We start from the raw sequence: 15,051 nt of genomic DNA on the forward strand, positions 1-15,051 counted from the left end.
AGCTCCCAAAGCCCAGAAAATCGACATGAGCCAGGATCCTGCCTGCAAGGGAACCAACACTGTCGAGACCCTGGTCGTCAATAGCGGCAATCTGGAAAACGCTTTCGTGTACGTGAAGGACGGGCTGGGCAGCCGCACTTTCGAAGTGCCTAAGGAGCCCGTCACGCTCGATCAGCAGGGCTGCCGCTATCACCCGCACGTGCTCGGCATCATGACCGGCCAGACCTTGAAGGTCCTCAACAGCGATCCCACCACCCACAACATCCACCCCACACCGAAAGACAACCGGGAGTGGAACGAGTCGCAACCGCCCAAGGCGCCGGCCATCGAGAAGACCTTCGCCCGCGAAGAAATTATGCTGCCGGTGAAGTGCAACCAGCATCCTTGGATGAAGATGTACATCAATGTCGTCAAGAGCCCGTATTTTGCGGTCACCGACAAGGATGGCAAGTACACCCTCAAGGGACTACCGCCGGGCACGTACACCATCGCCGTGGTGCAGGAAAAACTCGGCGAGCAGACGCAGCAGATCACCGTCGGCCCGAAGGAATCCAAGACCGCCGACTTCACCATGAAAGCGGCGCAGTAGTTCCTGGTTCTCGGTTCTCGGTTTTCGGTTCTCGGTTTTCGGTTCAGCCAAGCTGATCGTCAACCGGGGACCGGAAACCCGCGACCGATGACCGACAACTGATAACTTACATGTCGCTGACCACGCCATTCAATAAGGCGCATCATCGTTTCGCGACCATCGTCGCCTTCTGCACTTTTCTTCTCATCATCGCCGGCGCCCTGGTCACCAGCAATGACGCCGGGCTCGCCGTTCCCGATTGGCCGACCTCGTTCCATCATTGGCCGGTGACTTACGGCTACTTCACCGTGCCGCTGGTCGGCGGAATCCGTTGGGAACACGGCCATCGCATCCTCGCGCAATTCATCGGACTGTTGACCATCGTTCTGGCCATCTGGACCTCGAAGGTGGACCGCCGTCCCTGGATGCGCAAGCTGGGATGGGCTGCGCTCGCGACCGTGATCGCCCAGGGTGTCCTCGGCGGGATTACCGTGCTGCACTTCCTCCCGCCCAGCGTTTCCGCGGCCCACGCGACCCTTGGCCAGACGTTTTTCTGCCTCGTGGTTTCCATCTGGCTTCTCACCGGACGCACCTGGGTCCAGGACCCGCGCATGCAGCTTCCCACCAAGCGGCCGAGCTTGCCCTGGCTGGCGACCGCCGCCGCGGCCTGCGTCTATGTGCAATTAATTTTGGGAGCCGCGTTCCGCCATCATGGCATCAAACTCCTGCCGCACATCATCAGCGCCGCTGTGGTGACGTTTGTCCTGCTGTGGACGGTGGTGCGCGTGCTCAGTGAATATGCGTTGGTGCAACAGCTTCGCCGTCCCGCTCTCATGCTGCTGGCTCTCTTGATGGTCCAACTCACGCTCGGTTTTGGCGCCTGGCTGACCCGCGTCGAATGGGGACGCGAGGCGCCCCAGCCTGGAATGCCGATGGTCTACGCCACCGTGGCGCACGTTGCCGTGGGCGCGCTGCTGCTGGCGACCACCGTCGTGCTTGCCATCCAGGCATGGCGGCACGTCGCGATTCCAACCGCGGAGCGCATTCCCGCGCACGCTGTCAAGCCGGTGGCCGTATGAGCGCCGCTACGCCTCCAATCCACACCGATGGGGTGGCCCACCCTTTTCGCGCGCGCTTTTCGCGCGAAAGGGTGGGGGGGCTACTTCAGGATTACTCCGAGCTCATCAAGCTGCGCGTCACCTCGCTCATCGTGCTCAGCGCCTGGGCGGGTGCGTACTTCGCCGCGCCGCGCGCCGGGGTCGCACAGCTTTCATGGCCGGTGCTGCACGCGCTCATCGGAATCTCGCTCATCGCCGCCGGTTCCGCCGCGTTGAACGAGGTCTTTGAAAAAGACGTCGATGCCCTCATGCGCCGCACCGCGCATCGGCCGCTGCCCTCCAAGCGCATGGGCCTGGTGCATGCCAGCATGGTGTCGGGAATGTTGGTTTTCGGCGGCGCGCTTTACCTGGCGCTCTTCTGCAACCTCCTGACCGGGTGCCTGGCGCTCGCCACCGCCATCGTCTATCTGGCTGCGTACACGCCACTGAAGCGCGTTTCGCCCGTCTGCACCTTTGTCGGCGCCTTTCCCGGCGCCATGCCGCCGCTGCTCGGCTGGACCGCCCTGCGCGGACGCATCGAAATTGAAGGCCTCATCCTGTTCGCGATTGTTTTCTTCTGGCAGTTCCCGCACTTCTATTCCATCGCCTGGCTCTACCGCGAGGACTACCAGCGGGCCAGTATCCGCATGCTGCCCGTGGTCGAGGCTACCGGCAAAGCCACCAGCCGCGAGATCGTGCTCTATTCCATCGCGCTGCTGCCCGCCAGCTTCGCGCCCACGCTGCTACACATGTCGGGCAACCTCTATCTTTTTGGCGCGGCCGTCATGGGCATGATCTTCTTCTATTTTGGCATCCGCCTCGCCGCCTTCAAGCAGCCCTTGACCTCGGGCCACTCCAAGCGCCGCGCGCGCCAGTTGCTTCTCGCCACCGTTTTCTACCTGCCGCTGCTGTTCGCGCTGATGATGCTGAATTCCCGCTAGCTCTCCCTGGTGAATGTTTGAACTCGCGCTGGTCCTCTGGGAAGGGCACGGCGGAACCTGTCCCGAGCGAAGCCGAGGGAGCCGTGCCGCCAAGCTGCCAATTAACCTTCGGCTTTAGCCGCTGAGGTACGTGTACTCGGTTGTGCGGCGTGGGCGCAATGCTAATATGCACCCGCCATGGGTTTAGGGTTTGTCCTCCTAATTTGGGCAGTGGTTTGGGCTGTTTTGGCTACGGTAGGGGCGCTCGTTCTCGGCGGGACGACAGCGTTGCTCACGCGGGCCGCGAGTCATGGTCGTCGAACAGTCATTATTGCGGCTGCCCTGTTTCCGTTCATCTGTGTTGCCTGGGGAGCGGCCGTGTTTGTATTCCAAGCCATCATCAATGAAACCGTTCTCAATCGTGACCTCGGTCTAGGTGATACGTGGCATTGCCCCCTGCCGAATGGATATCACCTCATGATGATCGACCTGACCGACCAAGGTTGGATCTACAACCCCAAAACGCAGCGTTTCAGCGGGACTGTTGTGTCGCAAGGCGACTCGATGGATGGTGTCCGCTTGGTCCAAGTGGCGGGGCGCTACATTCTCGGTGGTGCGGACACGAAATTGGCTGAACATTTTGGACAGAATAGCAGTTCGGTAGATGCTTATTTTGCGTTGGATACGCAGACGGGCAAGAGAACTGTTTTCTCGAATTATGATGAACTGCGCGCCGCAGCAGGGCAGCTTGGAGTCTCCTTAAAGTTGGAGCCCATTTACAACGTGTATCGGCGTTACCGTTTTACTTGGTTTGATGTGCTCGCTGGCTTCTTGCTGCTCGCACCTCCGCTGGTCTCCGCGTATTTCCTCTTCCGTTGGATCGCGAGAGTACGCAGAACGCGCGAATCAATTCCTCAAGCCGTATGACCCAAACCGACCCACCGGTGTCCGTGGTTCTACTGTGTTGAATTCCCACTAGGTCCCAACCACCGACAAGCCCTTCCCTGCTGCGCAATTACCAGCCTGCTTCCCGGTTGACACGGGCATAGTGTCGTGCTAAGATATTAATATATCGTGTTACGATATATAGTTCGACAAGGAGGATGGCATGGCTGCTGCGATGTTTTTCTGGACCGTACTGGGCGGACTGGTGGGTGGGTTCGCAAAATCGGTGCTGTGGTATGAGCGCGCGCAAAGCTGGCTGGCGTGCGTGCTGGTCGGCGTCGTCGGTGGAATTGCAGGCGGCGTTGCGCGCAAATTCGCCGGCCCGACCGACGGATTCGACTTGAGCAGCATGGGCCTGGTGATCGTGGCGGCAGCGGCGCTGCTCTGCGTGTACAGCCTGTTCGCGCCGCGCGAGCAGGCAGCCGCGACCGCCGGCCACGAACGTCGCGCCGCCTGAAGGCGGAGCGTTCTGTAAGAGGACGAAAAGCCCGAGCGGCAAGGGTTCGGAGGGAGGGGTGTGCGATCCTGCCCCTCCCGCATAGGTCCTGAACCCGCACCGGGTGACGCGAGCTCAGGATCTATGCGCCTCTTTGAAGCCTGAAGCCTGCAGCCTGCTGTAAAATGGCTTGTGGCCTTGTCCGCCGAATTAGCCCCACAAACTGCCGCAACCGCGCCTGTCATCCAGGTGGAGGACGTGCGCCACCTCTACGACGGGCGACCTGCGCTCGACGGTGTCACCTTCGACGTGCGCCCGGCGGAGATCTTTGGCCTGCTCGGCCCCAACGGCAGCGGCAAGACCACGCTGTTCCGCATTCTCTCCACGCTGATGCTTCCGTCCCAGGGCCGCGCCGTCATCATGGGCCACGACGCGGCGCAAGATCCCACTGGACTGCGCCGTCATATCGGCGTCGTATTCCAGGCGCAGAGCATTGACATCAAGCTGAGCGCGGCCGAGAACCTGCGCCACGTCGGACATCTGTACGGATTGCGGGGAGCGCCGCTGAAAGTGCGCATCGCGGAGATGCTGGGGCGTGTCGGGCTTGCTGACCGCGCCAACGACCGCGCCGAGACCTTTTCCGGCGGCATGCAGCGACGGTTGGAGCTAGCCAAGGGCCTGCTGCATCATCCGTCGGTGCTGCTGCTGGACGAGCCCACGACGGGCCTCGATCCGGGCGCGCGCCGCGACCTCTGGCAGTATCTGCACATCCTGCGCGAGCAGGAGCGTGTCACCGTGATCGTGACCACGCACCTGATGGAAGAGGCCGAGCGCTGCGACCGCCTCGCCATCCTGAGCGAAGGCAAGCTGGTCGCGCTGGGAACGCCCGCGGAACTGAAGCGCGAGATCGGCGGCGACGTCATCTTGCTGGAAGCCGCCGATCCGGAATCGCTGGCACGGCGCATCCACGGGCGCTACCGGCTCGACGCCACCGTGATTGCCGGAAAGGTGCGCCTGGAGCGGGAAAGCGGCCATCGCTTCGTCACCGACGTGGTGGAAGCTTTTCCCGGCGAGATCCAATCCATGTCGGTGAGCAAGCCGACGCTGGAGGATGTATTCATCCATCGCACCGGACACAGGTTCTGGACCGACGACCAGAAGGCGGAAGACCAACACGCCTCCAGAACCGAGCACTAATTGCTAATCGCTAATTGCTAATTGCTATGGCTTCAGGCACCCAAACCGTTCCCGCACCAATCGCAGCGCCCTCGGTGGGCGCGCTCATCCCCGCACTCAGCCTGTGGTGGCGCGAGATCGTCCGCTTCTACCGCCAGCGCTCGCGGGTAGTCGGCGTCATTGCTTCGCCGGTCCTGTTCTGGATCGTGATCGGCTCCGGCTTCGGCACCTCGTTCAAAGGCGGCAGCGGCGCGGGCAACCAGCACTATCTCGACTACTTCTTTCCCGGCGCGCTCATCATGATCGTGCTCTTCACCTCGATCTTTACCATGATGTCGGTGATCGAGGACCGCAAGGAAGGGTTCCTGCTGTCGGTGCTGGTGGCGCCGGTGCATCGTTCGGTCATCGTGCTCGGCAAGGTGCTGGGCGGAACGACGCTCTCGATGATTCAGGGGCTGGTGTTTCTCTGCTTCGCGCCCGCGCTGGGCATTCATCTTGGCCTGGCGCAGTTCGGCCTGATCGTGCTCGACGTCTTCCTGGTCTCGTTCGCCCTCACCGGGCTGGGTTTCATCATCGCCTGGCCGATGGATTCCTCGCAGGGCTTCCACGCGGTGATCAACCTGTTCCTGATTCCGCTGTGGCTGCTTTCGGGCGCGCTGTTTCCGCTCACCGGCGCCTCCGGATGGATTCGCCTGCTGATGCGCATCAATCCGCTGACCTACGGAACCGAAGCCTTGCGCACACTGCTTTTCCCGGCCAGTGCGATCTTTGCCGTGAGCACTTGTTTGATCGTGCTGATGGGATTCTCCCTGGTGATGTTCTTCGCTGCGTTCGTGGTCGCCAATCGCCGGACGACCAAACCCGCGGCCTAGCAGCCAGCTACTTGCGCTCACGGCCCAGGATCGCCTTCTCGGTGAGCACTGCCTGTTCCCGCACGCGATCCGGCATGTTGGGCAGGTTCTTATCATAAGCAGTAACGGCGGGAAGGTCTTCTTTGCGGCCGACAAGGTAGAGCGCGCGCAGCGCTTCCCAAACCTGTTCGGGAGCGGGATCCATCACCGCCAGTTCGGTTCCCGCCTGCACCTGCGCGCCCTGCGCGACACCGAAGGAGCGCACGCGTCCAGCGATTGGCGAGCGCACTTCCACCGTGGTTCCATTCACGTCGAGCTTGGCGATGGTTCCGTTCTGGCGGATCGCTTCACCGAGCTTGGCGAGGTCCGCGACGCGTCCCGCTTGCGGCGCCGTGACTTTGGCGGGCTGGAGCATTTCCACCAACTGCGGACGTCCGCTGGCGTCGCCGAATCGGACCAGCGAGAGCGCGGCGTTGCCGCGGACCATGGGCGACGCGTCGCGCAGCATCGGCAGCAGCGCCTGGTGAAATTCGGGGCGCGTGTTGTCCTGGCCCATGATCCACGCGTCGGTATTGCGGACCTCTTCGACCGGGCTGGAGGCAAGGCGGACGGCGTCGGGATACCAGCGCGCGGCGCCGGCGTCGTGCTTCGCCATGCGCTCGCCGAGTTGGACGAGCGCGTGCTGAATACGGCGAGGCTTCTGCTGGTCGTGGATGTACTCATCGAGCTCGCGGTCGGTGAGCTGGCGCCCGAACCAGGTGCTGTGCCAGAACAGAAACGGCAGCAGCACGATGGCCCATGCGACCACGAAGAACAGGATGCGCGAGCGCACCGACATGGATTTGCGCTCGAAGTTGGGGTCTTTCACGATCGGGGTCGGCAACGGCAAGAAATCTTCACTCCTCAATATCAACGTCGAGCACGCGCTCCTGCTCAAGGTAATGCGACATGGCGTACTGCGCCAGCAGGCTGGTCGAGACCAGCACTTCCGCTCCGATCCATTCGCCCTTGGGGTGCGGAATATTCGCAGGATGCTTGCAAGCTCCGCTGGAGCCGAATTCGGGGCCGAAGAACGAGCCTTGGCTCTCGGGATACTGCTGCAGCGCGAACCAGGCTTCGTGGCCGATGGTTTCGCCGACATCGATCTTGAGCTTTACCACGGGCATACTTAAGCGCGGAACAACTGGTACAGCATCAAGTAGATCACAACGCCGGTGATCGAGACGTAAAGCCAGATCGGGTAAGTCCAGCGCGCGATGGCGCGATGGCGCTGGTCGCGGCGGCGCAGACCGAGCGTGAGCGCGATGATGACGAGCGGCGGAACGGTCGCGGCCAGAATCGTGTGCGTGATCAGGATGGAGAAATAGATGGTGCGCGCGATTCCCTGTCCCGGAAAATGCACGCTGCCAACGTGCGCGTGATAGTAAACGTAAGAGGCGAAGAAGATCGAAGAAGTCACAACTGCAGCGATCATCAGGGCGCGATGGCGGGCGATGTTTCCGCGGCGAATGGAATTGCGCGCCGAGGCGATCAAAACGGCGCTGGTGCCATTCAGCACGGCGTTAAGAGCTGGTAACGATGACAAATTTGATATCGTATTCGTAGTTACCCTACCCCCTCCCCCTACCCATTCAGAGAAATCAACAAGTTACGTGCAGGTAACCTGAGGTTCAGCCCAGGTTACCTGGGACTGGTCCGACTAGCGCGGCGGGCCGAGAATCAGGCTGCGTCGCGACGGAAAAAAGTACCATGTAGTTAACGCGTTCAGCCGTCCCTACGGGACTTGGATGATCTGATTTGGATTTCGATTCCCGGCACTGAAGTGCCGGGCTATTTTCATTCGCGCCTGCGGCGCTGGATCAGTTGACTTTCTAGTAGGGCATGACGCCGACTTCTTTTTCGACCTCGGGGGTGTCCACCATGACGATGGCGTCCCAGGGGCAACCGTCGAGGAAGGCGCCGTCGGGACCCTTGCTGGTGCACTTCTTGCAGCCGATGCAGAGCAGCGGATCCACCTGGATGCGGCCGAAGGGCGGATGATCTTCGTCCGGAACCCAGAACATGCAATCCTCCACCGGACAATATTCCACGCAGGCAGGCGAGCCGGCGCAGCCGGTGCAACACTCGGTGATCACCGCCAGCTCTTTGGGTTTCTTTTTGCGCGCGGTGGTGAGGCCCTTGGAGCGGGGCTCGTGCTTCAGCTCGTCGGGAACCATCCCCGGGTTCATTTGCGGTTGGGTGGACATGGTCTCAGTTTCTCAGTATGTCAGTTTGTCAGTCTGTCGGTCTATCAGTCTATCGGTCCATCGGTCACCGCGACCGATTGACTGATAGACCGAAAGACTATCCCGCCGCGATATGCTCGCTGAGCGCGGTTTCCACATCGGTGGGCGCAAGCTTCTCGCCGTCGTTCATGCGCTTCAAGATGGCGTCAATGATGTCCTTGGCCTCGTCCTTGCGGTAGTTCTTGATGAAGCCGTCGTAGAAGTGCTCTCCGGAAAGGGCGCGGTTGATCTCCCACTCTTTGTTATTCTCGTTGAGTTCGGTGTAATAGACGACGCGGTACTTGCCGGTGTAAGCGGCCTCGCGGTAAATCTCGAACATCACCTTATCGGATTCCATTGCCATCCGTGCAGATCCTCGCCTGCGTTTTATTGTAACAAAGCGGGTGAACAGTCGACGGTCGATGGTCGATGGTCGACGGCAAAAGCAGATTCCTCCCCCTTCCGCTTCGCGTCAGGGTCGGAATGACAAAAACTAGGGGTGGTCGTTGGGCACGGCTAATGCCCTTCCCGATCACTTCTGGCTGGCGGCGCGGCGCTGCATTTCTTCCGGCGAAACGTCTTCGACGTGGGTGGCAATCGTCCACTGGTGGCCGAAGGGGTCGTAGATAGTGGCATTGCGGTCGCCGTAGAACTTGTCCTGAGGTTCCTGCTTCACTTTCGCGCCGTTGGCGACAGCCTTCTTGAAGACGGAGTCCACGTCCTCGACGTAAATCATGAGGGCGGAGGCGGTGCCGCCGATGGTTTCGGGGCTGACGGCGTTCATCTGGGGAAATTCATCGGCGAGCATGATGTGAGAATCGCCGATCTTGATTTCGGCGTGGCCGATTTTTCCGTCGGGCGTGGGAAAACGGAACTCTTCCTGCGCCCCAAACACGTTTTTGTACCAGTCGAGGGCACGGGCGGCGTTGCGCACGATGATGTACGGCGTGACGGAGTGATAGCCGGCGGGGATGTAATGGGTTTTCGTCGTGGGCATGGGACCTCCGGAAGCAGTCGTTGGTCGTTGGTCGTTAGCCGTTACGGATTCATAAAACGTGCGAAGGATTCCAGAAAAAAGCCCCTCCGCGTCGGCAAAGGGGAAGAAGGCGATCAGCCCAGAAGGAAACCTCAGGGGCTAAAGCCCGCGTTCGATAAGCGCTTGTTGGCACGGCTAAAGCCGTGCCCTTCCCAGCGCGCTCTTCCCAGCTAGTCTCCGGCCATTTCGACCAGGTCCTGCTGTCCCTGCTGGACGCCGGCGATGGAAATCAGTTCGGCCGGCGCGGTTTCTTCGGTGCCCCAGCAACCCGCCTTGGAGCCGACGCTGGCGGCCAGAGTGAGCTCGTGGCGCAGGCGCTGCTCGAACTGCTTGAGCTGCTCCTCGACCGTCAGTTGCTTCTGGTTGTTGCGCACCATGTCTTCGCGGTAGCGCTTGAGAAAGTAGCCGATGGTCTCGACGCGGATCTTGATGGAACCGGTCGGCTTGTTCTCGTCAATATCCTTGAAGCAGAAGTACGGCGTGCCGGAGTGCTCGACGACTTCCTCGATCACGGTGTAAATGGGCGCGTCGTGGCCGCACTTGAAGCTGGACAATTCGAGCGCGACCAGGTTGGGATGGCGCGCGATGTACTTCGCCGCCCAGACCTTGCGCGTGGTGTTCTCGGAGTACGAGTTCTTCCAGGCGTCGGAGACATCGAGCGGGTGCGAGATGACACCCATCTTGACTTCGTCGCCGAACAGCTTCCAGATGATCTCATCGTCCAGCGGCAGCGAATCCTGGGAGAAGACGGGGTAGCCGAGCTTTTGGAATTCTTCCAGGATCTCGTGGTTGATGCCGGGATCGTTGTGGTAGGGGCGGCCGAGGAGCACGATGCCGAGCTTGTCCTCGCGCTCCAGCTTCTTGAGGACCTCGCGGGCGGTGCCGCGCATGATGTCGTTGTCGAACTTCAGCATGGCGGCCATGCCCTGCTCGACGGCGCGGTAGTTCTCTTCCTCGCTGAGGCCGAGGATGTCTTTCCAGTCGTCGTACATCTGGCGATGCGCGACCTTGGGGTCGGTCAGCTCGATGAGCGTGTCCTTCCAGATGACGCCCTTTTCGGTGAACAAGTCGGATTCCTTGGTGAATGCGGCTTTCACCGACGACGGAGTAGCGGTGACGGTGGGGCAGGCGCGCGAGCTCTGCGTCTTCACCAGGAAGGTGGGCAGCGAATCGATCATCGGGAAGAAGATGATGTCGAGCTGCTTCTTGGGGTGAATGGCGTAGAGCAGGTTGTGGACGTGCGGGATGCCGACCTTGGACGGGAAGCAGGGATCGATGGCGCCGCGCTTGGCGCCTTCCTTGTAGAGCTGCTCGCTGGTGTACTCCGACCAGATGAGGTTTTCCGCCTTGAGGCCGAGCGACTCGAAGTAGGCGGTGAAGAACGGGCCGCAGGAGTACATGTTGAGCGCTTTGGGCATGCCGATCTTCAGTTCGGAGCGCTTCTTCATCAGCTCGGCACGTTTTTTCTGCGCGGCGGTGAATTGCATTTTCGGCAGCGGATCGGCCACGACCGGCGGCTCGTAGCTCTTGAAGGCCGCCTTGGCCGCGATCTCCACCAGGTTGGGGTTTTCTTTCTTGATGGCGTCAATGTCGCCCTTGATGACGCGCATCTCCTCGACGTTTTCAACCGTTCCCTTCTCGCAGGTGGCGATGATGAGGCGCTGCGCGCCGTCGGTCAGCGGGACCTTGGTCTTCACCGGCGGCTTATAGTTCGGGTTCGGCACCGCGGTCTTGACGTCAATGAAGGTGCGCAGGCACTTGTTCTTGCAGAAATAGCAGCGGGTAGCTTCATTGCGGGTGGTGGTGAAGGTGATGGAGGCGACCTGGTCAAGGCCGATGAAAGTAGTCTGTTTGCCGTTCTCCCACAGGCGCACCGCTTCGAAGGCGCAGCCGATGGCGCCGGCTTCGCCGCAGTGCTGGTGGACAATGACCTCGGGCTTGACTTCCTTGCCCTTGAATCGCGACTCGATGAAGTCCACCTGCGATTTAACGGCGGCGAGGTTGTGCTGCGTGCCGCCCTGGAGAATGAACTTTCTCCCGATCGCCGACAGGTTGGGAATCTGCGACACGTAGAGCCAGATGTTCTTGGGCAGCACGTTGCACAGGCCGGCCATAATTTCTTCCGGCTTCCAGCCCTGGCGTTGGAAGTCCACGATGTCGGACTGCATGAACACGGCGCAGCCGTAGCCGAATTGCGGGTAGCCCTTGGCGTTGAACGCGATGTCGGCGAACTCTTCGACCTTGAAGCCGAAGCTCTCGCAGGTGCCCTGGAGGAAATAGCCGTTGCCGGCGGAGCACTGCGTGTTGAGCTTGAAGTCCTTCACGCGGCCGTCTTTGAGGATGATGATCTTGATGTCCTGGCCGCCGACGTCGCAGATGACGTCCGCGTCGGCATAGAAGTGGAGCGCGGCCTGGGTGTGGGCGACGGTTTCGACCAGGGCGACATCGGCGCCGACGGCGTCTTTCAAAATGTCCTTGGCGTAGCCCGTGGTGCCTACACCTAACACTTTAAGTATTGCCCCTTGGTCGCTGATTTGCTTGGCTACTTTAGCCACGACCTCCTGGGTGTCCTCAATCGGATTACCGCGCGAAAGCTGGTAGGTCTTGCAGAGGACATTGCGGTTCTTGTCAACCAGAACGGCCTTGGTCGAAGTGGAGCCGCCGTCAATGCCCATGAAGCCTTCGACCACCTGACCGGGCTGGAAGGTGGTGGCGATAAATTTCTTCTTGGTGTAGCGCGTCTTGAAATCGTCGAGCTCTTCCGGACTCCTGGCGAGAGCCTGCGCGCCGCCCTTCTTGGCTTTTTCCTGGGCGCGGCCTTCGGTGATGTACCACTCCAATTTGTCGAAGCCAACATACTGACCGATGCCGGGGTCTTCGGACTTGCCGTATTCGACAGCGCCGATGCAGGCGAAGTATTGGGCGTTATCGGGAGTGGTGATGAGGTCTTCGGGATTGACGCCTTCGGGCAGCGGGTAATTGCGCTCTTCCCAGATCTTGGGAATGTTCACCTTCCAGCAGTCGCGCATGCCCTTGATGTAGCAGTTGGGGCCGCCGAGCAGCAGGACGACCGGACGCAGCGTGTTACCGCGCGTCAAGACCGAAAGGTTCTGCTGGACGATGGACTCGAACAGCGAGGCCATGAGCTCGTCGGGAGGCACGCCCTGCTTTTGCAGGCCGTTGATGTCGGTTTCGGCAAAGACGCCGCACTTGCCGGCCACCGGATGCAGCTTCAGGCCCTTGTAGCCCATCTGGCAAAGCTGCTCGGAGGGAATGCGGAGCTTGGCGTTGATCTTGTCGATGACGGCGCCAGTGCCGCCAGCGCACTTGTCGTTCATCGAGGGCAGCTTCTTCTTTTTGCCGGTCTCCGGGTCTTCCTTGAAGATGATGATCTTGGCGTCCTGGCCGCCGAGTTCGATGACCGAGCCGCACGCGGGGTAAAGCTTTTCCACGGCAAGAGAGACCGCATTGACTTCCTGCACGAACTTGGCGCCGATGTGCTTGGCGATACCGGAGCCGCCCGAGCCGGTAATGAACACGCGGATATTTTCTGCCGGCGTGTTGGGAAAATCGGCGGAGATGGCCTTGAGCATCTCGATCGCCTTTTCGGGCTGCTTGGTTTCGTGGCGCTGGTAGTCCGCCCACAGGATCGTGTCGGTGTCGCCGTCAATGACGACGACCTTCACCGTGGTGGAGCCAACGTCAAGGCCCATCCATAGCTGGTCGTATTTCTTCGTGGAATCCGCTTTGTCGGTAAGTCCTGGCATGGTTCTCCTGGGAAAACCTTCAACCGCAAAGGCCGCAAAGGATGGAAAGGAAAACGCCTTGGCGTCCTTCGCGTCCTTTGCGGTTCAAATTAGTGGGCCTCGGCGTGGTACGGAACGCTGGCGCCCATTTTTTCGGCGACGTGGATGGCGAAGTTTGGCGCGGTGCCGATGACGCCCTTGTACTTGGGAACTTTGTACAGAGCGCTCGACATTTCCGTATTCGCGTCCACGTAGGCGCGGAGTTCGTCGGCGGTCTTGCCGAGTTTCTCCAGCACTTCCCTGAACTCGATCTTGGCCTTGGCCTTGGCTTCGCCGAGCGCCATCTGGACACGGCTGTGGGCGTTGATCTCGCCTTCGCCGGAGGTCTCGATGGGCAGGAAGATCATGTCCTTGTAGTGGGCGACGACCGCGGACTGCGCGCCGTCCGATTGCGTTGAGGGCATGCAGCCGAAGGGCTTGAGGGAGAGCACCATGTGGCAGAGCTCTTTGTTGGAGTAATAAATGTTCTTGGCGACCTCGAGGTGGCCTTCGCCGCCGCCGGCGCGCGAGTTGTAGTAGGGATGTCCGAGGCGCTGCAGCTCGTACTGGTTGACCAGCTTGTGCGCCGTGCCGCCGAGAGAGTCCACGATCTTGTGGTACTCGCGGGAAAAGATGACCTCGGCCGCCTTCAGCTTGGCGAGCTTCTGGCGGTAGTTCATCTCGATCTTGGCCTGCTTGTCGAGACGCCACGGGGGCGGCATGACCGCGCCCTCTTCCAGGCCCTTGGTGTCGCGGATCTTCTGCACCACCTGGTGGATCATGTACATGATCCAGGTGCCAATGGGCTCGACGATGATCTGCGCGCCTTCGCGGACCAGGAAGGGGAACATGTTGAAGTTGCCGTCGCCCTCGGTGGTCTGCGCCCAGAATTCGCCAGTGATCTTGACGATGGGCTTCACCTTGAGGCGGTCCACCTTAATGGAGGCGAAGCGGTCGCGGACGTGGTTGAGCGCGGTCGTGTAGTCGTCGCTGTAAAGCTGGTTGAGGAATTTGCCGACGTACTCGACGGTTCCCTTCATGGGGATGTTCTTGCCGAGCTTGCCGAGCGCGCCTTCGATGGACCACGGCGATTTCTTCTTCAGCACCTCGTGCATGTAATCCACGCACTCGTCGAGGACAGCGTCGGTCTCGCCGGCGTTGAGCTCGAAGGGGCGGATCTGGTGCGCGACTTCATTGATCACGTCGCCCATGTTCATGGCATTGAGCAGGTTGAGGAAGAAATCGAGGTTCATGGCGAGGCCGGCTTCGGCTTCGCCCTGATTGAGGCCGCCGGACTGCTGGAAGAGCATGACGCGGAAGCCGTCAAAACCGGCGTTGCGCAAGGCGAGGCGGTATTCGGCTTCGTACATGCCGAAGCGGCACGGGCCGCAGGCGCCCGCGGTGAGGAAGATGTAGTTGTTGAGCAGGTCTTCACGCCGGACGCCGGATTCCTCCAGCTTCTGGAGGTACTGGACCAGGTTGCCGACGGTGAAGTAGGTCGGGTTGCACTGGCCGTTGTTGCCGTACTCCTTGCCGAGCTGGAAGGCTTTGACGTCGGGCACGGGCACGACCTCGCAACGGTAGCCCAGGCCTTCCAGGGCGCCGTGGATGAGCTTCTCGTGCTTCCAGGTCAGGCCGCCGAACAGCAGCGTGGTCTTGGAGCGCTGTTCCGCGGTGAAGGTGCGCTCCACCGGTTTTTGGAAGTGGTGCACCTGCTTGTGGACCACGCCAGCCTCTTTTTCCAGGCGCGCGCGCTCCTCGGCAACGCGATCGCGGATCATGTCTTCGAGTGATGAAATCTGCACCAAGCCTGGACCGCTAGGAATCTGCGTAGATGTGCTCATTTCCCCACCTTTGCCCCGAATAGGGGTTTGCCTGAATCGCGGGTCGCCATCCTCACCGGGCAACACCGCGGCGCACACCATTCTGCGGGTCCGAAATGGGAACGAAGAATGGAATTTGTCGAACGGAGG

General features: G+C 60.9%; 15 protein-coding genes. 7 read left to right on the forward strand and 8 right to left on the reverse strand.

The window, feature by feature from the left end; genetic code table 11:
• From LAN70_15825 to LAN70_15855, 7 genes are all read left to right on the forward strand, one after another.
• A partial coding sequence (locus LAN70_15825) for a carboxypeptidase regulatory-like domain-containing protein (GenBank protein MBZ5512618.1) occupies positions 1-589 on the forward strand: 589 nt, incomplete at its 5' end.
• Between the two features lie 110 nt (positions 590-699).
• Complete coding sequence (locus LAN70_15830) at positions 700-1,647, forward strand: COX15/CtaA family protein (protein ID MBZ5512619.1); 948 nt, start codon at positions 700-702, stop codon at positions 1,645-1,647.
• On the forward strand, positions 1,644-2,606 hold the full coding sequence (gene cyoE / locus LAN70_15835) for a heme o synthase (GenBank protein ID MBZ5512620.1): 963 nt from the start codon (positions 1,644-1,646) through the stop codon (positions 2,604-2,606). Before LAN70_15830 ends, cyoE begins: the two co-directional genes overlap by 4 nt.
• A 177-nt stretch (positions 2,607-2,783) precedes the next feature.
• Positions 2,784-3,512, forward strand: a complete 729-nt coding sequence (locus LAN70_15840) for a hypothetical protein (GenBank protein ID MBZ5512621.1) — start codon at positions 2,784-2,786, stop codon at positions 3,510-3,512.
• Between the two features lie 181 nt (positions 3,513-3,693).
• Entirely contained in the window at positions 3,694-3,987 is a 294-nt protein-coding gene (locus LAN70_15845) for a hypothetical protein (protein ID MBZ5512622.1), read from the forward strand.
• 177 nt (positions 3,988-4,164) lie between these two features.
• Complete coding sequence (locus LAN70_15850; protein MBZ5512623.1) at positions 4,165-5,163, forward strand: ATP-binding cassette domain-containing protein; 999 nt, start codon at positions 4,165-4,167, stop codon at positions 5,161-5,163.
• A gap of 26 nt (positions 5,164-5,189) precedes the next feature.
• Positions 5,190-6,014, forward strand: coding sequence for an ABC transporter permease (locus LAN70_15855; GenBank protein ID MBZ5512624.1), 825 nt, complete (start codon positions 5,190-5,192; stop codon positions 6,012-6,014).
• Positions 6,015-6,021: 7 nt separating this feature from the next.
• Here the strand turns inward: LAN70_15855 and LAN70_15860 are convergent, their stop codons facing one another.
• The 8 genes from LAN70_15860 to LAN70_15895 all read right to left on the reverse strand — a co-directional run bounded on the left by LAN70_15860 (position 6,022) and on the right by LAN70_15895 (position 14,922).
• Entirely contained in the window at positions 6,022-6,882 is an 861-nt protein-coding gene (locus LAN70_15860; protein MBZ5512625.1) for a hypothetical protein, read from the reverse strand.
• A gap of 7 nt (positions 6,883-6,889) precedes the next feature.
• Positions 6,890-7,159 (reverse strand): hypothetical protein, encoded by a 270-nt coding sequence (locus LAN70_15865; GenBank protein MBZ5512626.1) that lies wholly within the window; start codon positions 7,157-7,159, stop codon positions 6,890-6,892.
• A 2-nt stretch (positions 7,160-7,161) separates the two neighbouring features.
• Complete coding sequence (locus tag LAN70_15870) at positions 7,162-7,587, reverse strand: DUF420 domain-containing protein (protein ID MBZ5512627.1); 426 nt, start codon at positions 7,585-7,587, stop codon at positions 7,162-7,164.
• A gap of 277 nt (positions 7,588-7,864) precedes the next feature.
• The gene (locus tag LAN70_15875) at positions 7,865-8,209 is read right to left on the reverse strand and encodes a 4Fe-4S dicluster domain-containing protein (protein MBZ5512628.1); all 345 of its coding nucleotides are present in this window, start codon (positions 8,207-8,209) and stop codon (positions 7,865-7,867) included.
• A gap of 127 nt (positions 8,210-8,336) precedes the next feature.
• Positions 8,337-8,621 (reverse strand): hypothetical protein, encoded by a 285-nt coding sequence (locus LAN70_15880; protein ID MBZ5512629.1) that lies wholly within the window; start codon positions 8,619-8,621, stop codon positions 8,337-8,339.
• 168 nt (positions 8,622-8,789) lie between these two features.
• Complete coding sequence (locus tag LAN70_15885) at positions 8,790-9,254, reverse strand: VOC family protein (protein MBZ5512630.1); 465 nt, start codon at positions 9,252-9,254, stop codon at positions 8,790-8,792.
• Between the two features lie 209 nt (positions 9,255-9,463).
• Entirely contained in the window at positions 9,464-13,060 is a 3,597-nt protein-coding gene (locus LAN70_15890; GenBank protein ID MBZ5512631.1) for an acyl-CoA dehydratase activase-related protein, read from the reverse strand.
• A gap of 89 nt (positions 13,061-13,149) precedes the next feature.
• The gene (locus LAN70_15895) at positions 13,150-14,922 is read right to left on the reverse strand and encodes an activator of (R)-2-hydroxyglutaryl-CoA dehydratase (protein ID MBZ5512632.1); all 1,773 of its coding nucleotides are present in this window, start codon (positions 14,920-14,922) and stop codon (positions 13,150-13,152) included.
• Between the last annotated feature and the right edge of the window lie 129 nt (positions 14,923-15,051).

Source organism: Terriglobia bacterium, assembly GCA_020072845.1.
Lineage (GTDB): Bacteria > Acidobacteriota > Terriglobia > Terriglobales > Acidobacteriaceae > JAIQGF01.